This is a genomic window from Pseudoalteromonas sp. JSTW, from assembly GCF_013423925.1.
GTDB classification, from domain to species: domain Bacteria; phylum Pseudomonadota; class Gammaproteobacteria; order Enterobacterales; family Alteromonadaceae; genus Pseudoalteromonas; species Pseudoalteromonas lipolytica.
Window position 1 is genome coordinate 2,311,217 of record NZ_CP058972.1, and the last position, 21,800, is coordinate 2,333,016.

The 21,800-nt window shown below is 40.5% G+C and carries 12 protein-coding genes, 1 other RNA gene and 2 pseudogenes; 4 read left to right on the plus strand and 11 right to left on the minus strand.

The window, feature by feature from the left end; translation table 11 throughout:
- Window positions 1-5 precede the first annotated feature (5 nt).
- The 6 genes and pseudogenes from GZH31_RS10605 to ssrA all read right to left on the minus strand — a co-directional run bounded on the left by GZH31_RS10605 (window position 6) and on the right by ssrA (window position 10,150).
- Window positions 6-8,240, minus strand: coding sequence for a SpvB/TcaC N-terminal domain-containing protein (locus GZH31_RS10605; protein ID WP_180310963.1), 8,235 nt, complete (start codon window positions 8,238-8,240; stop codon window positions 6-8).
- A 21-nt stretch (window positions 8,241-8,261) separates the two neighbouring features.
- Window positions 8,262-8,546, minus strand: a complete 285-nt coding sequence (locus GZH31_RS10610) for a hypothetical protein (RefSeq protein ID WP_180310964.1) — start codon at window positions 8,544-8,546, stop codon at window positions 8,262-8,264.
- 203 nt (window positions 8,547-8,749) lie between these two features.
- On the minus strand, window positions 8,750-8,884 hold the full coding sequence (locus GZH31_RS20010; RefSeq protein ID WP_257473706.1) for a hypothetical protein: 135 nt from the start codon (window positions 8,882-8,884) through the stop codon (window positions 8,750-8,752).
- A gap of 6 nt (window positions 8,885-8,890) precedes the next feature.
- Window positions 8,891-9,136, minus strand: a pseudogene (locus tag GZH31_RS20015) (restriction endonuclease); the annotation flags it as partial.
- Between the two features lie 19 nt (window positions 9,137-9,155).
- Window positions 9,156-9,488, minus strand: a complete 333-nt coding sequence (locus GZH31_RS20020; RefSeq protein ID WP_257473651.1) for a hypothetical protein — start codon at window positions 9,486-9,488, stop codon at window positions 9,156-9,158.
- Window positions 9,489-9,793: 305 nt separating this feature from the next.
- Window positions 9,794-10,150: a transfer-messenger RNA gene (gene ssrA / locus GZH31_RS10620) on the minus strand.
- Window positions 10,151-10,428: 278 nt separating this feature from the next.
- Here ssrA and GZH31_RS10625 point away from each other — a divergent pair.
- Window positions 10,429-12,054, plus strand: a complete 1,626-nt coding sequence (locus tag GZH31_RS10625) for a FapA family protein (protein WP_036967253.1) — start codon at window positions 10,429-10,431, stop codon at window positions 12,052-12,054.
- Here the strand turns inward: GZH31_RS10625 and rnt are convergent.
- The gene (gene rnt, locus GZH31_RS10630; RefSeq protein WP_036967250.1) at window positions 12,038-12,718 is read right to left on the minus strand and encodes a ribonuclease T; all 681 of its coding nucleotides are present in this window, start codon (window positions 12,716-12,718) and stop codon (window positions 12,038-12,040) included. The two genes, GZH31_RS10625 and rnt, sit on opposite strands and share 17 nt — an antisense overlap.
- 216 nt (window positions 12,719-12,934) lie before the next feature.
- On the opposite strand from rnt, the gene GZH31_RS10635 reads away from it, so the two are divergent.
- Entirely contained in the window at window positions 12,935-13,813 is an 879-nt protein-coding gene (locus GZH31_RS10635; RefSeq protein WP_036967246.1) for an OmpA family protein, read from the plus strand.
- A 25-nt stretch (window positions 13,814-13,838) separates the two neighbouring features.
- Here the strand turns inward: GZH31_RS10635 and GZH31_RS10640 are convergent, their stop codons facing one another.
- Window positions 13,839-14,744 (minus strand): DMT family transporter, encoded by a 906-nt coding sequence (locus tag GZH31_RS10640; protein ID WP_036967245.1) that lies wholly within the window; start codon window positions 14,742-14,744, stop codon window positions 13,839-13,841.
- Window positions 14,745-15,145: 401 nt separating this feature from the next.
- On the opposite strand from GZH31_RS10640, the gene GZH31_RS10645 reads away from it, so the two are divergent.
- Window positions 15,146-16,348, plus strand: a complete 1,203-nt coding sequence (locus tag GZH31_RS10645; protein WP_180310965.1) for an aromatic amino acid transport family protein — start codon at window positions 15,146-15,148, stop codon at window positions 16,346-16,348.
- Window positions 16,349-16,442: 94 nt separating this feature from the next.
- On the opposite strand, the gene ggt is transcribed toward GZH31_RS10645, so the two are convergent.
- Window positions 16,443-18,122, minus strand: coding sequence for a gamma-glutamyltransferase (gene ggt / locus GZH31_RS10650; protein ID WP_074989694.1), 1,680 nt, complete (start codon window positions 18,120-18,122; stop codon window positions 16,443-16,445).
- 57 nt (window positions 18,123-18,179) lie between these two features.
- Window positions 18,180-18,741 (minus strand): annotated as a pseudogene (locus tag GZH31_RS10655) (GNAT family N-acetyltransferase).
- A 50-nt stretch (window positions 18,742-18,791) separates the two neighbouring features.
- Between GZH31_RS10655 and GZH31_RS10660 the strand changes: the two are divergent.
- Complete coding sequence (locus tag GZH31_RS10660; protein WP_036967240.1) at window positions 18,792-19,157, plus strand: hypothetical protein; 366 nt, start codon at window positions 18,792-18,794, stop codon at window positions 19,155-19,157.
- Window positions 19,158-19,211: 54 nt separating this feature from the next.
- Here GZH31_RS10660 and GZH31_RS10665 read toward each other — a convergent pair whose 3' ends face one another.
- Entirely contained in the window at window positions 19,212-21,434 is a 2,223-nt protein-coding gene (locus tag GZH31_RS10665) for a TonB-dependent receptor (RefSeq protein WP_180310966.1), read from the minus strand.
- Between the last annotated feature and the right edge of the window lie 366 nt (window positions 21,435-21,800).

A 21,800-nucleotide genomic window follows, 5' to 3' on the forward strand; every position in this document is an offset into this window, starting at 1 on the left:
CCTGTTTATGGGACTATCGGCCAACTTTGAACTTGGTTAACTCCACCCCTTCGTCTCGATTCAAAATATTGGATTTTTGAATCAACTTGCTGCACCTCTTTTGTATACTTCCAACGAGTTTCAACAAAAGTTCTTTTACGATCATTACTATAGGAAGACATTCTAATCTTTTGCCTATAGATTTTAACATCTAATATTGGCGTTTTTTCAATACTCCAGTTCACATAAACATTGTACACATTTACTTTCACCTCTGGAGCAAACACTATATTTGGCATCCTCATGCGCCATGCGTCAGGAAGGTCATAATTGTATGAAAGCCCTAATCTGGGATTCTCATTTAGATAAGTTTCAAAGGCTCCGCTTGCAAGAATCTCAGAATCGCCATCATAAAGACCTTCATGATGCAGCTCTCTTGAACCTAAATACTCAGTAGATGGATATCCATTCTCACCATCCCTTCTTTCTCGCCAATATTCATCAATAACTTCTGGCATATCAACACCATCTATAGAATTACTACCGCCAAAACAATTTGTACAAGCATATAAATCTCTACCAGAGCTATTATTACCTTTTGCAGTTGTTGATGGTGCGCCTATATCGGCTGTTGCAGACATATTACCTATCTGAATATTAACCGTGCCATTACCATTACCTGTCATCGTGCCGACTTTCACATCGCGTTTTATGCGAGAACCTGTGACAGATTGCTTCTGCGTAATATCCGCTTTTTCACCTTTCCCAAGGTTTTCTGCAACCTCTTGGCAACTTGCAGCATCATCCGCACTACAACTTGCATACCCTGTAGGGTCAGTGCCACTGAGCGGGTTATTCATTATGTAAGAATAAGGGTTAATACTCTGGCTATTTGTTGGGCTTTGAATAACGGGGTCTACCGACATAAACCGACCAAGGTTATAATCGTACACCCGACCGTTCATATGAATTAACTCAACATCATCCAAATGCTCATGGTCAGTAAAGCCACGGCGTGTTTTGGCCTCATCTAAGTCATCGAGTTTTGAATTACCATACGTCATTAGGTCACCACTTGCCAAGCGTGGTTTGCCAAATGGGTCGAAGTTACGCTGGGCAGTGACATAGCCATTGTGGTCGGTAAATATTCTTGCACTGTTTAAACGGTCACGATGCGTATAACGAATTGTGGCGCCTTCTCCCGTAGTTTGGCTAATCACTGCAATGTCATCAACATAAGCACGCCATGTAGTTTTTGTTCCGCTAACTTCCTCTTCATACAGTTTATCATTGTAAAAGGTGGTTACACTGCCATTGACCTGCTTAAAGCGCATATGTTGTGGGCCATAGGTAAAATTAAGAGTTTTACCTGCTTTGACTATTTGTGTCGGTTTATCCATTGCGTTATATGTGGCGCTGATTAAACCATCCCCACTAGTCATGTTACCACGGGTATCGTAACCAAATAACTTCCAACCACCGCGATACACACGCTTTACGGCGTTTGGCCCACCTGTTGAACCAGTTGAGTAATCGTATTGGGTTGCGTAATCAGATTTAGATAACAAGTTACCTACTGCATCATAACTGTAACTAACAACTTCATAGCCATCCACCAAGTTACGCTCTAGGCGATGCAAGTTATCATACTCATAAGTTTCGATAAATTGATGTTGGTCAATCCCCACATTGCCTGTGGTCACATCAACTTGGGTTAAGTTACCAAAGCCATCGTAACTTTGGTAACTGATATTCATCAGATTGTTACTGCCTTTGGCTACCGCTTTTAACAACATTTGGCCATTAACATTGCTATACGATACGGTTTCTGACGTGCCATTACCTAGGTTAGCTGAGGTGATATTACCAAATACGTCTTGGTCGGTAATGGTTTTATACACATAACTACTGGCGGCATTTTTCACGCTTTTTTGGTAACCAGAGTCTGTGTAACCATATTCAATAGTGAGATTATTCGGGTAGCGCAAGCCTTTCACACGACCATAATTAGCATCATAAAATGTAGTGGTTGTAAAGGATTTACTATCACCGTTTATGGTTTGTGTAGTCGGACGGCCGCGGTTGTCAAAACCAAATGTTTTAGTAATGCCATTGCCTGAAGCTTGATTTAACTGCCCTAACCCATAGGTTGCCCCATCATAGGTATAAGTGAGTGTATTTTCACCTGTGGCTGTACGACTGGTCACACGGCCTAATACATCGGTGACATACGTGAGTGTTTTACTGTTAACACGTGCCTCTCTTTGCAACTCACCAAAGCCATTGTACTCAAAATTCGTCACACCTTGATTTGGGTCATTCACTTGCGTTTTACGACCAAAAGCATTGTACTTCGCTATGATATTATTGCCATTTGCATCTTGAATAACAATGGGCAAGCCTTGGCTATTATAACTGTAACGCGTCACCCCATCATTGGCATCCACCGTCTCCATCAACTGCTTTAAGCTATTGTATGTACGTGACATATCAAGTATTTTACTCTCGCAATCTTCAGAGACTGTGATATCGGTTTTTAATCCTGAATAAGCGTAACTTGTTGTCATATCACCGCATTGTTGATTCGTTACTTTTTCTGTTAAACGACCAAGCACATCATAACTGGTGTAACTCACACCATAAGATATATCACCTTCTTTATAAGGGACAGATTCAAAGGTTTTGTAACCTTTTTCATTGTAGGTAACATCAGTGAACACCCAGTCGCCGTTAAAGTCCTCCACAGCGGTACGCAGTACACGGCCTAGCTTATCTTGATAAACTTTTTGTGTCGGCATGCCAGCACTGACTTTAACAATTTGCAACACCGCATTGTTTGGTGCTTGCTCATCCGGTGATTGTAAAGCGGTATAAACAATCGGTTGGCCATCCGTTTGACTACTATATGGACGGTTGTAATCATCATAGGTATAAGTGCTTGTAAGGTAACTACTCCCACTCAGTTGTAGTCTCGATTCAGTGATTTGTCCTGTTGCAGGGTCAACTTCAGTATACGTAATATGATTCTTGGCATTTTTCTGCTCATAAGGGAAATAACCATCCGCCGCTACCAACGAGCCATTTTTAGAATAGCTTGTCGATGTGGAGCGCGTTTGATTAACCCAATTACCACTGCCATTACGCACCTGTGCTGTTTGGCTTACCTGTGTTGGTAAACCATAGTCATTGAAAGCTATGACCGTTGTACTACCTCGGCCTGAAGAAGCTCCAGCACTTTGACCTGTCACAACAATATTGCGGGCCTGTCTATTTGCATGAAAGTCACTATAGACATAGTTACTGGTTGTTTGTGAGTCCGAGCCTGTAATGTTTAAAGCAGGGTCGCTTTCATTACGACTGGTAACCGTGTGTCTCGTCACCGTCTTATTAGTTAATTTATCAAGCCACCAGTTATTTTCATCGTGAACAAATGTGTAACTCTCTGACGTTTTATACTTTCCCCACGCATCAGTGATTTCATTATGACTCAATCTAACATTACCGAACTGGTCTATATCAGTGATCTGTTTAATCGTGGTTGAAACTTGCGGTTTAGTCGATGAATGAGCATACACTTTATCCGTATCAGGCAATCGACTAATCGTTGTTGATGTTTCAGGATACACACTATATACATCGGAAATTGAGTGGCTTGGATTGTCTTTCCAAATAATCTCTTTATAGCTTAACGCATCGATTTCCGTTGTTGCTGACCCTAGTAAATCATGCACCTCAAAGTCTTCACTGGCAAAGATAGCTTGGCGAATCAGTTTGCCATGATAAGGGAACACCTGATTAAAGTCTGATTGCGTGACAATCCCCTTCGAAACATCTTCCTCAACGATGGATTTAAACCCCATAAAACCACGGCCTTGGATATTGTATACGGCCCCATTATATGAATACTTACTTTCATTTAAAGTGCCCAATCCATTACTTTGTTTAAAAGTAGACACCGTATACATGCTTGAAGCAAAATTTATGTAACCTGCATCATATTCAACTCCAAGTTGGTAATGAGGTACTTCACTATTTATACCGCCTTGCCCTGAACTTAAAGGTAGATATTGCCAATGACTTTCAACACCAAGGCCATTTGTAATGGAACTAACAAGATTTGTAGGCAAGTAATCATAATTGCTACTACCGTCTTTAACTCCATAATTACGGTTAACATATACTCCATAATCTTGTTCTTTCCCTGAAAAATATTCATTTTGTGAATCTTGATGAAAAGTCCATTTACGCTTCCTATGCAAGAATACAAAGCTTTGTAAACCAGTCCCAAATACATCTAGAAAAGTAGATTCATACGCATGACCTACTAAGTCTGTGGAACTAGCCCTAACAGTTACATCACCATATTCATCAAAATTGAAATCGAACTTCTTGAATTTGTAGAGACTATCGTCGTTATTTCTAGGATTTATTGAATATTCAGGTCCTGATGCACTATTACTCCAAGTATTATAATAAATTTCATTTCCACACCATGTCTCAGCCTGGACCCCAGATGGGTATTGAAAATTCATTATCCCTGTAGCGCAACCAGTTACTACGCGTTCATCAGGTACAAGCAATTCCATTTTTCCATCATTATCAATGTCAAATACCTTAATAGCACCGACGAACAGAGGTTCATTGCGAAGCTTTGGCTCATCATTGACCATTAGTCGAGCCCTTCTAATAGGAACAATTGACACCCCCAGATCTTGCGGTGCAGAAAATGCTCCCCCCCCTTCGTTTATACGTAAAACAAATGAACCAGATTGCCACCCTAACCAATCAGGTAGGGAATCACCTGTTACATCTGCAAAATAGCTAAAGACTTGATTTAAATAGCTAGGATTGGTAACTAAGTCGAGTTCAATAGTATCAAATTGAATATTTGAAGGAGTTGAAATATTTGCTAACAACCTATCTGGAACCGGCTGTACAAAATATTGTTCAACTGACGGATCTTGCATGTCAGTAACAACTAAGTCTGGCAGCCCGTTACCAGTAATATCGCCATTAAACTCTATGTTCATGGTTAGATAATTACCTGAGGTCGGATAATTAAAAACAACACTCCCTTGGGGATATGGAGATGAGAGATTTTTAGAGTGCAAATAAAGTTTTAGAACAACATTATTAGGTTCAGCAGTAAATACCATTAAATCTGGGTACGAGTCCCCATTATAATCTGCTATATCTACAATTCTATTCTTTGTGGCAGCGATAGTAGAACTACTAGGAATATAAACACCTGTATTTACGGTACTTCCTTTGGTGTAAGATATCTGGAGGTAATTATTTACAACATTCCAACCATCAGAAAAGCCATCTAAGTTGAAATCGCCAGACAAGCATACTAATTGGCCTGTATAAATAGTTTCTCTACAATGATCGAAATTATTAGAGAAAGAACCATTTTCTTCACCTTCAGCATTTATAAATATATTTTTCCAATCTCTTACACCATCCCCATTTACATCTCCTCTAGGAAGTTCAAGAGAAAGGTATTCAGCATCCTGGATTAAAAACGGTGTTGTATCAGTGCCAAGGGGCATTAATTTATAATTATCTAATTCTCCAGACCACTCAATGATTGTCGGATTTTGGCAGCTATTGATAAAACATTTATTGATAACTTGTAAGTTGTCAGATTGTTCACTTACTAGATAATTTAATGTATAAGAATATTGGGTAATGTTATTTGATTGAATTTTAATTTCACCCAAGCGCTGTGAAACTGTAGCTTTCCCGCCAGATATGTATGAAAAACTACTTACATTTCTTTTTTCGTAAACAAACTCTACACTTTGCATACCAGGCTCAGTACTAGAACTAGCGGTATAGTTTATTTCTTTGATTAACTTTTCACCTGCACCAAATTCTGAGTATGAAAAATTGATAAAATTATTTGATGTAGCATCATGTTGGTACTCTAACAGCCATGAATACGCCGAAGTTTTTCCATCATGAATGACTCGAGTGTTGGCAGATTTACCAAAATACCCAACTTGACCATTTTTATATTCAACTTTAAACCAAGTTGAAGTTCCATTTAGAGAACCGTTTTGTGTTACTCGAACGAAAGAATCAATCTCAGTCCGATATTCAGTGCCTGAGAACCCATAATTACCAGAAGTTGCAATTAGACGCTGTCCATCTAAACATAATCTATCATTGTAATTGTATTGTACGTTTTGAACAAAACCATCATGTATATAAGTAGCTGCACAACGAGAGATGCTAGAACCCGCAGACAGCGACCAACCAACACCAACAATACCATTGCCACTTCTTGAAGAATAATTTAACGATACATTAGGCCGCATACCGGCACGACCTGGCGGGAGTTCAATTGGAATGTGATACGCCGCTGCTCCACCATTCACACTTGCTTGCCCTTTTAAAGCACCAGTGTTATCAAAGCTAGGTGCTAACGCACTTGAGAAGGTACTATTATCAGGTATTGCTTCTGTAGTTTTGGAAAATGCTTCTTCTGGCCTATTCTTTCCTAAGTATTCTATTTCCACTAAAGTGCTATAATAAAAAACAGAGCCATCACCTAGCTCCAGTTTTATTTGAACATTTGTAGATGAATCAAAATCGTTAAAATCAAGTAGCCATTTATTATTTCCGTTATAAGCTGCGGTTTTCCACTCCCCGTCATTCCCCATGTAGTAAACAGCTACCACATTGTGTATGGTTTCTGTCGATAAAGTTACCTGTTTATCATCTCCTTCATAATAGCCTATGTAGTTTGTATTTAAGTTAACCTTATTATTATCAGAGTTATTAACTGTTATGTTATCAATAGCAATATCACCTTTATATCCACCATTTGCTATCGCTTTATAACGTAGGTATTTTGTGTTTTCAGGAATAGAAGCACAAGCATTCGTCCAGTTGCTTGATTTTGTAAAATGCTGTTGACCTGAAATCTGGAATAGGTTTAACCAATTACTATTATCTTTCGTGTACTCAAGTGATAACGTACCGATTTCAGCACCAAACATATAAAACCAAAAACAAATTTCTTCTTCGTTATTAAGCTCAGGGCTTTTTAATATTGCTGTGTCGCCAGCTTCAGAAGCGGCCCCTAAAGATGTTTCAAATAATGCATAATACTCCCCTTGATGGGCTGAAGAGGGGCCCGTGCCAGAACTTGGAGCACTCCCTGCTTGTCTTAACCAATAATGGTCACCTTCATCTTTCCAATTTATCCCTCCCTCTAAGTCGTTTGTTAGATCTCCAAATTCTGGCGGATCAAACACAACTTCATCTATTGCCATATCACCAAGGTATCCGCCATTGGCTATAAACTCGAATCGAATCGCTGTATAATGTTCGCTTTTTAAGTACACTTTATGCCAAGGCTCATTAGGGCTAACCTGCTCTTCTCCTGACTTTTCCCATAAGACTTGCCACTGACCATTAATGAAGGCTTTAACTTTTAAAGTCCCCATTTGCCAGCCAAACATATAAAAATAAAAACTAAGCTTAGTGCCCGTAACATTTGCTTCTAAAATACCTGTGTCGCCTGCTGAATTAGCTGCTCCAGCAGAAGTCTCTAAAAATGCATAGGTTTGAGTACCATTCGCCCCTGACGAAGGTCCTGTATCGATTGTTGGGGTTTTTCCATGATAACGGCTAACCAAGAAAGGGGTTTGATTCGAGAATACACCTAGGTTGTCTTCAAAGTTTGCAATAATTGCAGATGAAGGTGTATTGTTTTGTTTAAAAGTAATTTGGTCTAGTGCAATATCCCCCTTGTAGTCGCCTGCTGCTGTAGCTACAAATCGAATATTCAGTGGCTTCGGAAAATCTGCTAAGGATACAGAACTAAACTTCCAAGAGGCAGTATTACTATATTGTTGTGGTCCCTCTAATAGAGTTATTGTTTCCCAAATACCATTTTTCTTAGCTTGAAGAGACAGACTTCCGATATGATCTCCAAACATATGATAATAAAATTCAATAGACTCAGCATCGATATTTTCCGCTAACAAGATAGCCTGATCACCCGCTGTGTAAGCAGCTCCATTAGATGCTTCTAAATAAACATAACCATTTGTACCATTTGCTCCAGTCGCTGGGCCAGTATTAGGAGAGGGCGTTCCTCCTGACTCTATAATCTCGAAATTAAAAGGGCCCACATTTTTGAAATGAGAAAATTGAGAGCCTTCAAATGAAATAGTCTCATCAGCTTTTGCTTGTAAACACCCAAAACTAGCAAAAACTGCGAAACAATAAATCAAGAGGTAACGCATACTAAATCCTTTTATAATTTTTTAGTTACAGATGTACTTTGCAGCTATTTCTATATTCCAGTTGTTTTCATCGTCACAACGATTCTTTGCACCATTTTTTGAGTAAGCACAAATATTACTTTCTTCTCTAGAAATAACTCCTTTAGTTCCATTCACACAGTGGACTTTAAAAGTATCTTCTTTTATCTCTTTTAATTTTTTAACGCCTGGGATATTAGTTGCAGCCACAGCCAGGAAAGAAGTAGTAAACACCACCCCAAAAAACGACTTTTTTACATTAATTTTCAACAATTTAACTTCCTCCATTTTAAAGTTCCGAAAAAATAGCAAATTTTTATACTTTTTTAAATAAACTTTAATGAATAAATACATTAGTTTATCAAAATATAATAAACACACTTTTAACAGCTTGAATTGAGTTTTATAAATATTTTGAAGGTAATGAGTACCGGATGCTCTAATCTGTTTCTATTCACACAAATTAAAGCCGCGATCTGAAGATTTTCATTTTAATCTTCCATAAAGTAATCGCTATCGAGCGTTTTTACTTCAAATACATGTTTGGTGCTTACGCCTAAATTATGAGTAAGCATGAGTTCGGTTAGTTGTGCGTCATCCACCAGCACGATGCGTTTTTCTATCATTCCTACATATTCGAGAGCATCTTTACTAAAGCTGCTGGTGGTAATGACCCCCCCTTTTTAGCACGGTGCATATCAAGAGCACCTGCAAAGGCTTGAATATCAAGTTTTATTCGTATAATGCTTGGCTTGCAAGTATATCATTTCAAGACCAAGTTTATCTTCTTTGATTACACCATCAATACCACCATCTTGTGTGTATTGAGTGGCTTGACCTGCATCTTTTCGAGAACCGCCGTAACCCATAGTAAGCATTAAATCGACCACTAGGTTTTCAAAGAACACAGGGGATGCTGCTAATATAGCCTTTAATATTTTTGTCACTTAGATTGGTGTTAAGAGTATCTACTGCAGCTTCGATAAGCTCTTCTGGGGTTTTATCAGAGTTATTACTTACTATACTTGTGGTGTCTACTTTTGTAGGCTCGTTTACGTCTTTAGACCGTGTTTTAAAATCAAGGAAAGCATCGAACTTACTTAAATATTGGTTATTGATTGGTTCGCCTGACTCTATTGCAGCAAGCCCTTGTTGCATGATTTTACAAAAAGCCCTTTTTGGCTGCTCAATTAACCCTGCTTGCACTAAGTAAGTTTTAACCCAACCCAAGCGGTGATATGCATAAGTTTGTTTTACTCTTGAAATTCGCTGTTTTACCGTTAGCTAAACATTCTAGTAACGGAGACATAAAAGATTGGTAATCAGGGAGAGCCATAATTATTCTTTGTTTTAAAAAGCAATTCCATTTCTTATGGCTGATAATAACGAAGCTAAAAAAATGAATCAAAGCTTAACGGTTAAAAATTAGCTTTCTTTTATTTTTATAAATAACAGAACAACGATTGTGAAATCTTCAAACGTTTGAGGAAATTTAGGCAATAAAAAAGGCCGCTCTGAGAGCGGCCTTTTATGTTTGGTGGAGCTGGGGGGATTTGAACCCCCGTCCGAAAAGCCTCGACCTTTGGTACTACATGCTTAGTATCGTCTTTTAGTTAACCTTTACAGCTCGGACGAACACGATCTGCAAAGGCGAGGCCGCTTAGTTTTAACGCTTCAACCCCGGCCAGGGTTTCCGTCGCGATCATGTGTAAGGGTGACACTCCAAAATCCAGTCCACAAGAATACATGGAAGGAGCGCTAGCCAGCCTAAGCTGCTAGAGAGTAGTTATCGTCGTTTGCGATTACTTTAAATTGCGGCTTTTTTACGAGGCCAACCGCACCTCGACATGCACCTCGGGCGTCTTGAATTCCGTCGAATCCTAATCAGCCCCTGAATTTGGTATCTCATTCAGAGTGTATGTGAAGTATAACTGAGTAAACCCTTTATACTCAAGGCATTAATCAGGTTATTTTGGCATAACCCCTTTGAGTGCTGAAAAACCAAACAGGAAAAGTCAGTTTTTATACGAATTTTCACATATTAAGCATACAAGTTCTTAACATCATACAAAAGTTGTGCTGAAATGGGAGACGTTGTTACCTCTTCTTAAAACAATCCTGTAGCAACGAAAAAATAATAATAACAGGCCTCTTTTACAGGACTTACTTGATGTCGATGTTTTTGTTCGATGAGCAAAGTGGATATGTATCCTTGTGTGAGCATCCGCGCGATGCTGGCTTTCCCATAACGAGTTCACAACTCATTGAGTTAATTGAGCAATCGTCTTACGCAGACTGTGAACTTGTTGATGCCAATATTGGCAAACTTTTTACACCTAGCAGTCAATATCAAAATCAATCATTGGTTGTTGCAAAAGCCGTTGATGCACATATTGAAATCACCGTTGATGAAAAAAATATGATTGCAGAAGCGAGCCTGACAACAGCACGTGGTGGCAAAGTTGTGAGTATGGATGATGCACAAGCAGCGCTATCTGCTGCGGGAGTTAAGCGCGGCATAAGTCACTCTGCGCTTGATACTTTTTTAGGTCAGCAGTTTAAACAACCTGCTGGTGCGCACTACAGTGCTATTGTTGCGCATGGCCGTAACCCAAAAGATGGGAACGATGCACGGTTTGTCCGATTATGTTCAACAGCACAAGATCGCGTTCTTAGCCCACAAGCCACATCGGGTGGCAAAGTTGATATGCGAAACTTGGGCGCGATTATCACGGTTAAGCCCGGTGCGCCACTTATGCAACGTATTCCTGCAACTGCGGGTGAAAATGGCTTTACTGTATTTGGCGATACTTTACCCGCGCAAGCAGGTAAAGATTACCCCCTAGAGCCCTTTGAAGGGACCCGTCTTGATCCGATGAACAGTAATTTACTCATTGCCGACACCAAAGGAGTGCCCGTTGCACTGCCCCGCGGCATGCGCGTAGACGATGTGTTGTGCTTTCATCATGTTGATATCAGTACAGGCCATGTTGAGTTTGATGGCAGTGTTATCATTAGTGGCGATGTTAAAGATGGTATGTGCGTTAAAGCTACAGGTGATATTACAGTACTGGGATTTGTTGAATCAGCAACAATCGAAAGTAAAAGCGAAGTCACTATTATGCTCGGGGCCATTGGCCGGCACCGTGAAAATGAAGATCACTTTACATGCAATATAAGCGCAACACGCACTATTTCGGTTGGGTATGCACAGTTTTGCCATATTAAAAGTGAGCAAGATCTGTTTATAGAGCGTCAAGCTCTGCACTGTGATTTAAGTGCACGTCGTCTAATTCGTGTCGGTAAAGCGAATAACCCTCGCGGCAAAATTATTGGCGGGAATATTTTAGATGCAATGCGTATCGAAACCGGTGAGCTAGGTGCGCCATCAGGCACTAAAACCCGTGTCTTTATAGCGCAGTACTGGCATGATTTAAGACAAAAGCAACAACAAATCAATGACTTTGAAAAGCTGCTTGCCAGTAAAGCAGCCGCCTTACAACAAGCTCGAAAAAAAGCGAATAAAATAACCAATGCAGCTCAACGTGCGCATTACATCAATAAAATAACAGCCAGTGAACAACAAATAAAAATTAAAACCGCAAGCACTAAGAAAAAGAAATACCTTGTTAAGCAAAAGATTGCGCGTTTGTTGGCAACCAGTCGCTTAAAAGTGAATGAGTTAATGCATCCGGGCGTTGAGCTGAAAATAGCACAAGAGAGTAAACATTTTTCACGTATTTACCCTCCCCACTTAGTGCGATACTTCGAAGGGAAAATTACTCAGTCGTTTTAGCGGCTGAGTCTGGCTTTTCATTCTCTTCAGCTTGCTCTGGCAATGGCCATCCGCCTAGTTGTTGCCAACGATTAACAATTAGACAGAATAATTCTGCTGTGCGCTCTGTATCATAGAGCGCTGAGTGGGCTTGTTTATTATCAAACTCAATACCCGCTGCACGACAGGCTTTCGCTAATACAGTTTGCCCCAACGCAAGCCCCGCTAGTGAGGTCGTATCAAAACTCACGAACGGATGAAAAGGTGTGCGTTTAATTTTACAACGCTCAATCGCCGCATTTAAAAAGCCATGATCAAAAGCCGCATTATGCGCAACCACCACTGAGCGCTGACAACCTGCCGCTTTTTGTGCTTTACGTACGGCTTTACAGATTTCTTTAATGGCCTCTTCTTCAGGCACCGCACCGCGTAACGCCGAAAATGGGTCTATGCCATTAAAATCAATCGCGGCCTGCTCTATATTCGCGCCTTCAAATGGCTCAACATGAAAATGCACCGTATGGTCAATGCTTAACACTCCATCGTCATCCATTTTTAAAACAGAAGCAGCGATTTCAAGTAACGCATCAGTGTCTTTATTAAACCCTGCCGTTTCAACATCAATAACCACGGGGAAAAAGCCACGAAAGCGTTTTGCGAAAAGAGTTTGTTCAGTATTTTCCATAGTCTTCTTGGTTTGCCAGTGTAAGCTGGCTATTATGTCAAAAACCACAGCTGCTCTGCTAGAGCAAAAGCGATTAAATCACAGATTCTTACAGGGTTTTTAGGCACAATAATTGCTTTAACTTAATGAGCTAACACGCTGTCAGGCAGTTTTGGACTGCTTGCTATAAAACTTGCCAATTATTTGGCATTGATGATTTGTTGGAGATTTACTGTGATGAAGCTTTCATTACTTTCTTTAAGCCTCGGCCTTTTAACAACGTTTGCAGCCACGCATGCAAGCAGTGCCATGCGCGAATACACTGCTACCGCAGATACTTCAAATTGGCAAATGGTTAAAACATCGCGCTTAGAATGCCAATTAAATCATGAAGTTCCTTTTTATGGCGAAGCCATTTTTAGCACTTCTGCCAGCAAGAATAAAGACGTCAACTTTAATCTCGACATGGTTGTACGTCCAGAAAATTACAGTATTGCTGGTTTAAAAGCTGTGCCGCCCAGTTGGCGTGCAGGCCTACCAGCACGCGATATTGCGAATATGAAATTATTACGTAAATTTGACGGTGAGCTAGGCAATAAAACGGCTTGGGAAATGCTGACAGAGCTCGAAAAAGGCTATCAGCCTACTTTTTATTACCAAGATTGGCAAAACCGTGCCGATAAAATTGCCGTAGGCTTGTCGAGTGTTAATTTTAAACAAGCCTATTGGGCTTTTTTACAATGCCGAGATGCCATGCTGCCTTACAGCTTTGAAGATATCTCATTCACGGTAATGAACTATGAACCTAACTCCAGTAAGCTGACAAAATCATCTCAAAAACGCTTAGATAAAATAGCCGAATACCTCAAATATGACACCAGTATTTCTGCTATTTCAATTTCATCTTATACCGATAGCTACGGTGGTCGTTGGAATAACCTTGAGCTTTCTAAAAAGCGGGCTAAAGCAATCAAAGAGTATATTGTGAGCTTAGGCATCGATGAAAATAAAGTGGATACCGAAGGGTTTGGTGAAAAACGCCATGTTGCCACTAATGACAATATTTTAGGGCGAAATACAAACCGTCGCTTGGTTATTCAAATTGCAAAAATGTAGTCGCCGCTATACGGCGACTACACTGCTAATTCATTTTAATTGGCTTAACGCGTTTAAAGCGCTTAAGCCACTTGTCACCAAATTGAAAAAACGCCAAGCTAATCATAATGACAGTTGCGCCAACAATCAGTGCTTGATCAATCGGCTCATTATTAAATATGCCGCCAATTGCAATAGCAAAACTTGGTGTAATTAAGGTGGTCAAGGCTACCGTGCTGGCATTCAGTTTTTGCAAAACATGAAAATACGCCAATGCACCGATTAACGATCCAAACACCCCTAAGTACACAATCGAGTAAAGCGACTTTACGCTCCAAAGCTCGCTATTGAGTTGACCATCAACCAATAACCAGGTTATAAAAAATAAAGGCGTTACAAAGACTAAAGCACCGAATGTCGTCGCCATTGGGTGAATAGCGATTCGAACACGTTTGATCATCACCCCGCTTAGGCTGAAAAAACACACCGCCATAAATACATACAGCAACCCACTTAGCTGCTCTACCCCACCTTGAATATGACGCTGGCTTACTAAAAAAAGACCGATTAGTGCACACCCAAGTGAAGCGAGTTTTAGTGTGCTGAATTTTGGCTCATTTAAAATTTTCTGCGCCAGTAATCCCGATAAAATAGGTGCCAAACCAAACATTAACGATATTAAGCCAGAAGGCACTGTTTTGGCGGCCATATAGCTCAGTAGCATGCCCCCAAATATGCCGATACTCGAGTATGCATATAAGAATAAGGCGCGACGATGCCAAGGCACTCGGATATTAGCGATAGCAACCACCAATGCAGCAAGCACAAGACCCACCAGCATTCTTAACAAGACTGCCAATGTGGGCGCAACGGTTTCACTACTCCAAACAATACCTAGAGGGGTTGTAGACCAAATCACCACCATTAAAAAATATGAGGCTTTAACTGGCACAAGCTTATTCCTTTAATAAGGCGAAAAAAGCGGAGGAAAAAAACAAAGAATGGCCAACCGCTTTGAACGCGGTTAGTAAAACTTACTTAATTAACCGCAGCACATAACTGACCACACGGCTGGCGTTGCCAGACGCATACTGCGATTATTTGGTCGTTTATTTAGCTGCATCATCATCATAAAAAAGTAAGTAGAAGAGCGTTAAGAATCTGCCTATATGATTATTTTGTCAACTCAAAATTACGACAATGTAGAATAAAATTAAGCCTAATATTTACGCGCCTAACCGTGCTTGTAAATCATAAGTTACAATAAGTTTCTTTGATTTATAACAAAACTATTTAAGTTTTATTAAACAAGTTATATCTTGCATGCCTCTCACGAAGTTTAAGGGTCAAAAAGTGCTTAAAAATAAAACAATAGGTAGCATGTTAATTGTTGCTGGCACCACCATAGGAGCAGGGATGCTGGCATTGCCCATCGCCTCTGCGGGGCTTGGATTCACCACCGCGCTGTCACTCATTTTATTAATTTGGTTTTTAATGACTTACACGGCTCTATTAATGTTAGAGCTTCATCAATATGCAGACAGAGACGCGACACTCAACACCTTGGCTAAATCTTGGTTGGGCAAGCGAGGGCAATGGGTGGCTAACTTTTCAGTTATGTTCTTGTTCTATGCCCTATGCGCCGCATACATAGCAGGCGGTGGTGCACAGTTGCAAGAAAAGCTAAATAATGGCTTGTCACTCTCGCTGGCCCCCCAAGTTGGCTCCATTATTTTAGCCGTGGTCATTGGTACCGTAGTAACGCTTGGCACAAGTAAGGTTGATAAGCTTAATAGAGTGCTTTTCACAATTAAAGTGTGCGTACTGGCAAGCTTATTTTATATGCTCACACCGTATGTGCATGGGCAGCACCTACTCGAAATGCCTATTGAACAAGGTTTAATTCTTTCAGCTATTCCGGTGGTATTTACATCTTTTGGCTTTCATGGCTCCATTCCATCGATTGTTAAATATGTGGGTCTCGACATTAAGGCTTTACGAAGAGTCATGGTGGCAGGTGCCGCATTACCGCTTGTCATTTACATTTTTTGGCAACTGTTGAGCCAAGGCATAATGAGCCAAAATGACTTAATGCAAAGCCAAGGTTTATCTGGCTTTGTTAGCAGTGTAGCAAGTATTGCACATAACCCTCATGTTGCGACTGCGGTCAATGTTTTCGCAGATTTAGCACTCGCCACGTCATTTTTAGGTGTGAGCTTGGGTTTATTTGATTTTTTTGCCGATGCCTTTAAAAAAGGTGATGGCAGCAAAGACCGTATTAAAACGGCATTAATTACCTTTGTACCGCCCCTTGGTTTCGCATTATTTTACCCACAAGGTTTTATTATGGCCCTTGGCTACGCTGCGATTGCTTTGGTTATTCTGGCCGTATTTTTGCCTGTCGCCATGGTTTACAAACAACGCCGAAGCCAACCTGAAACAGGTTACCAAGTAAAAGGGGGTAATGTTGGTTTAGTACTGGCGGCTTTATTTGGTGTGCTAATCATTAGCGCCCAAGGTTTACAGATGGCTGGTGTAATCCCTGCTATTGGTTAATAAAAATCACACACTGAAAAAAGGCACCTTTGGTGCCTGTTTTCATTATTTTGAGGGATTAAACGGGTCGCTACCTGCGTTAAAAATTGCTCACTTAATTAGACGAATTAAGGGTATCAAATACCATCGCTTTACCACGACCAGATTCTTCAGATGCGGCATCGAGCTTGCCATCTTTATTGATGATCACATGCATATCACCAAAGTGACGCTCATCAAGTTTGTAGCCCATTTTTTCAAGCGCTTTAATAACCTTTGGCTCAAGCCCTTTATGGTGTCTTATCACGTTTTTAGGCCACAGTTGATGATGAAATCGCGGGCTATTTACGACTTGCTCAGCAGACATATTAAACTCTACCGCATTTAAGATTGATTCATACACTGAACTAATAATGGTGGTGCCGCCCGGTGAACCGGTTACCATTTTCACTTTATTGTCTTGTAATAAAATGGTGGGTGTCATTGAGCTTAACATCCGTTTGTGTGGTTGAATTTCGTTGGCCTCACCGCCTAATGCACCGAAAACATTCATAACACCTGGTTTAGCACTAAAGTCATCCATTTCATCATTAAGAATAAAGCCTGCTCCAGAAACAACCACACCGCTGCCAAAGCTTAAGTTGATTGTTGTTGTGTTTGCGACCGCATTACCCCACTGATCAATAATTGAGAAATGTGTTGTTTGCTCACTTTCATGTAAACCTGGTTTGATGTTTTCAGTTGTCGAAATTACATCATTACGAATACCCGTTGCACGTTTAGCGAGATAATCATCCGCGAGTAAGGCTGTTTTTGGTACATCGTAAAAATCAGGATCGCCTAAATACTCTGCTCTATCAGCAAAGACTCGTTTGCCGACTTCTGCAAGAATGTGCACATAGCGGGTCGAGTTATGCTCTAAAGGGCCTGTTGGTTTAGCAAGATCATACATTTTTAGCCATTGTAAAATAGCAATGCCCCCTGAACTGGGTGGCGGTGAAGTAAGCACTTCAAAACCACGCCAATGACCTTTAATAGGCATACGCGATTTGGCCTGATAGTCTTTAAGGTCTTGCTCTGAAATGATACCGCCATGCTGTTTCATAAACGTGGCAATTATTTTAGCTGTCTCGCCTTCATAAAAACCCGCCTTGCCATTATCACGAATGCGCTTAAGCGTTGCCGCAAGCTCTGGTTGCTTAAAGGTTTTATTAGCTTTAGCATCAGAAAAATAATCAGCAAAGTTAACTTTTATCGACTTTTTCTGCATTCGCGAAATATATTTTTGGATACTTGAAGCAAGTTTCGGGTGCACAATAAAACCGTCTTCTGCCAACTTTACCGCAGGATCTACGAGGGTTTTCCACTCTAAGCTGCCATGCTTTTGGTGTGCTAGCCACATTCCGGCAACACTGCCCGGCACACCACTTGCGTGAATACCATACACTGACATGTTGTCTATCACATTCCCTTTTTCATCGAGATACATATCGCGATGAGCTGCTGCGGGGGCAGTTTCACGGTAATCTATAAAGTCACCTTTGCCGTCTTTTTGAATCAGCATAAAACCGCCGCCCCCAATATTACCGGCCTCAGGTAACGTGACAGCCAACACAAATTGGGCTGCTATGGCTGCATCAATGGCATTCCCGCCTTGCTCTAAAATTGCCCGTGCAGTATCGCTACTGTAACTGTCTGGCATCGCCACAGCCGCTTGTTTGGCTAATAATGGCGGATGAAAAAATAATACAACGAGAAGCGAGACACTGACCGTGTATTTTATTAAAGTTCGCATACTAATTCCTTTTGACGTTTTTATACTCATTTATACATGCCAAACTACTAAGGTCAATTAGTTACGCTTAAGTGAGGTTAATTCTGCTTTCGGACATGAATAAAGCACCGCTGGTAATTCTCCGTGTTCATCTTGGTGCAAGTATTCTTTTATAAATTTTAGCCCTAGCTTTTTCATTACACTAATCGATGCAAGGTTGTCTTTTAGGGGCTGTTGCTGAGAGTGTTTTAACTTCGGGGTGTTGACTAACCGCCAATGCAACACTCAAAGCGGCTTCAGATGCATAACCCTGCCCCCAACTAACACGTTTAAAACGCCAACCAATTTCAAGGTCGCTATAATCTGGCTTATCAAAAAATCCCATTGGCCTCACTAACACCCAGCCAATAAACATGTTGTTGTCGGTAACGCTTACCTGCCATAGCCCCCAGCCCTTTTGTTCATTGCGAAAAGCATTTAAACGGGGAATAAAAGTGTTTTTAATTGTTTGCATTGTTGATACTTTGCCACGGGTTAAATATTTCATTACCTGAGGATCGTTATCAAGCTCATATAATAATTCTGCATCATTTTCGTCCATTAAACGAAAACTTAGCCGTGTTGTTCTAGCTATATTCATTTTTAAATGCTTATACTGCTTATGGTGTTAATTAACCATTAGAGAAAAATATGAAAAAATTAGCAAGTTTAGTTTTACTAGGATGTATTGCCCTAACGGGGTGTGAAGATGCTGATGAAGCAAAAAAAGACGCAGCCGAAGCGAAAGAAGAAGTTAAGCAAGCTGTCAATGATGCATGGAAAGATGTAAAAGAGGCAACCAGTGAGTTTAACGATGACTCATTACAAGCACTGCTAGCAGAAAGCAAAGAAATGGGTTTAAGCATGTATGACGACGGTAAAGAAATTGCCATAGATGCATGGATCGAGAGTAAAGAAGCCGCTGGTGAACTTTCTGAAAAAACCAAGCAAAAAGCAAAAGAGTTGGCTGAAGAATTAAAAGCAGCCCGCGAAAAGCTTGAACAAGAAAAGAATTAAACTGTAAAAAATAAAAGGGTAAGCCATGCTTACCCTTTTTCATTCACCTTGCGATTAAAGCTCAAATTCTTTTTTGAACTTTAAGCCAAATTCACTGCGGTCATTACTGCGCATAACACCAACAAAACCTGACTGCTGTAAACGACCAACATCGTAAACTTCATTCAATACGTTTTCACCGTATAGCGTCACTTCAAAGTCGCCATTAGGGTTTAAATAAGAAATGTTAAACCCAACAAGTTCACGCGATTCAATATGTTCACTTTGGTTGTAAACTGATTGGCCTTGCATGTCACTGCGGTACGAATAGTTTGCGTTAATCGCCACCGTACCACCGTTGCTTAAGTCAACAAAGTACGATGGGGCAAGCATAACAGTCCAGCGCGGAGTTAATGCAGGTGAGTCACCTTTACCAATGCCTTGCACTCCTTCGTCAACCTCGGTGATCTCTGAATCTAAGTAGCCAATCGCACTACGCAGTGTAAAGTCATCCGTAAATGCTATCGTTGTTTCAAGCTCGATACCTTGTGCTTTTGACTCGCCAGCATTTTCAACAATCGTTACAAACCCCCCCCCGGCTGTTGGATCAGAGAATGGCAGTGCTAAATCGGTATAATCTGTGACAAAAACAGCAAGCATCATAGAAATATCTTCATGCACTTGACCTTTAAGGCCTAGCTCATAGTTAATCGCTTTTGTTTCATCAAATGAGACAAATTGATCAGGACCACCAAATGGACGTGGCGGAAAGCCACCTGTTTGATAGCCTTTTTGAATTTGCCCATACAGGTTCATGTTATTGCTGAGCTGGTAAGACGCGTTTACGTCCCATGTTACCGCATCAAAGTCAGCACTTACGTATTTACGCGTTGCAAAGCTTGGAAATTGTGCATCGGCTTCTTTTTTGTCTTTTGAATAACGAAGACCACCGCCTACTGTTAAGTCGTCACTTAAATCGTAACTTGCGTTGATATACGCTGCGTATGAATTTGTTTCTTGGTTAATATCAAAATAACCATAATTACCAAATGAAGCCGTTGTACCATCATTCAATAATCCGTCTGGCGTGTTGAATGGGCTAAATACAAAAGGCCCTGAGCTTGTAAATCCATCTTCATTAAAGAAATACAAACCAGACACAAAATCCATATTATCGTAGCTACCGTTTAACTGGATTTCGAAAGAATACTGATCGGCCCCCCCCTCTTCTGGGAATTCAGATAAATTAAGTGCCACGGCATCATCATCAAGGCCGCCTTCATATTCTGAGCTGCGGTAACTGGTGATAAATTTAGTCGTGTAAGTATTATTAATGTCCCAATGTGCTGATAATGATGTCCCCCAGCCTGAGTAAGCCGTTGATTCGATTCCTGCGACAGTCGTTGCTAAATCATCTGGATTACTTGGTAGCATGTCTTCAGTTAAAAGTGGAAAATCACCATTAAATGGATCATTAGCGTCCAACGGTGCCGTTAACTCGATTGTGTAAGGTGATTGACCTGATTCATTGTCGACGCCATCAACAGAGAAAACAAAAGATAAGTCGCTGTTAGCTTGCCATTTCAACGCCATACGACCACTTAGCTCTTGCTCTTCACCAATTTCGTTTGCTGGATTAACAAGGTTAATTGCCTCACCGACTCCATCACGTTGTTTGTACGACACACTGGCCGACATGCTGACAGTGTCTGTAAGGCTGTTATTAAAATAAACATCACCCGCTAAACGATTGCGACTTCCAACTTTAGCCGTTGTGGTTACAATCCCTTCGTCACCAGGTTGTTTAGTAATAATGTTAACTGCACCACCAAGTGTATTACGGCCATATAAAGTACCTTGTGGGCCTCGCAACACCTCAACACGCTCTACATTCGGGAGTGATAAGTTTGAGCCCATTTGACGCCCAAGGTAGACACCATCTAAGTATACGCCTACGCCAGGATCTGTGGTGATCACGTGATCTTGTAAACCAATACCGCGAATAAACACAGAGGCATGCGCTGCATTACCCACACCATAACGGGTAATATTTAAATTAGGCACGTATTTACCAATATCTTCTAAGTTGCTCATATTGGCTTTATCAATCAGGTTTTCACCGATTGAAGTAACCGCTGTTGGCGACTCAAAAATACTTTCTGTGCGTTTGCGAGCTGTGACTTCTATTTTTTCGAATGCATCTTGTTTCGCGGTGGTTTTTTCTTGCTCAGCGAAAGCTGATGAAGATAAGGCAGCTACAACAGCCACACTTAATTGTGAGAAATGACGTAATTTCAATTAAAACTCCAAAGGATACCGTGTGTGTATTTTTACCTGTAAATCGCAGGCATAAAAAAAGACGCTTAGGTATAAGCATCTTTCCTCTGGAGGGACATTATATGTCAATTTTGTGAAAATACGTATAATTATTTTATATTTTATTATTTTTTATAAACTAAATGCATAATATGTATGACAAATTGGATAACTTTTTCACACAAACCCAATTTTTAAAGAAAAATAATTGCAGAAATTCAAAGAGTAACCCACTTTCCGTCTAAATAATCACCACGCTATGCGCATTATCATAGTTCCTTTAGAAAATATTAAAGTGCACTGCTTTTGATTGAATAATAAACAAAAAATAGTCTATGCTGTTACTTG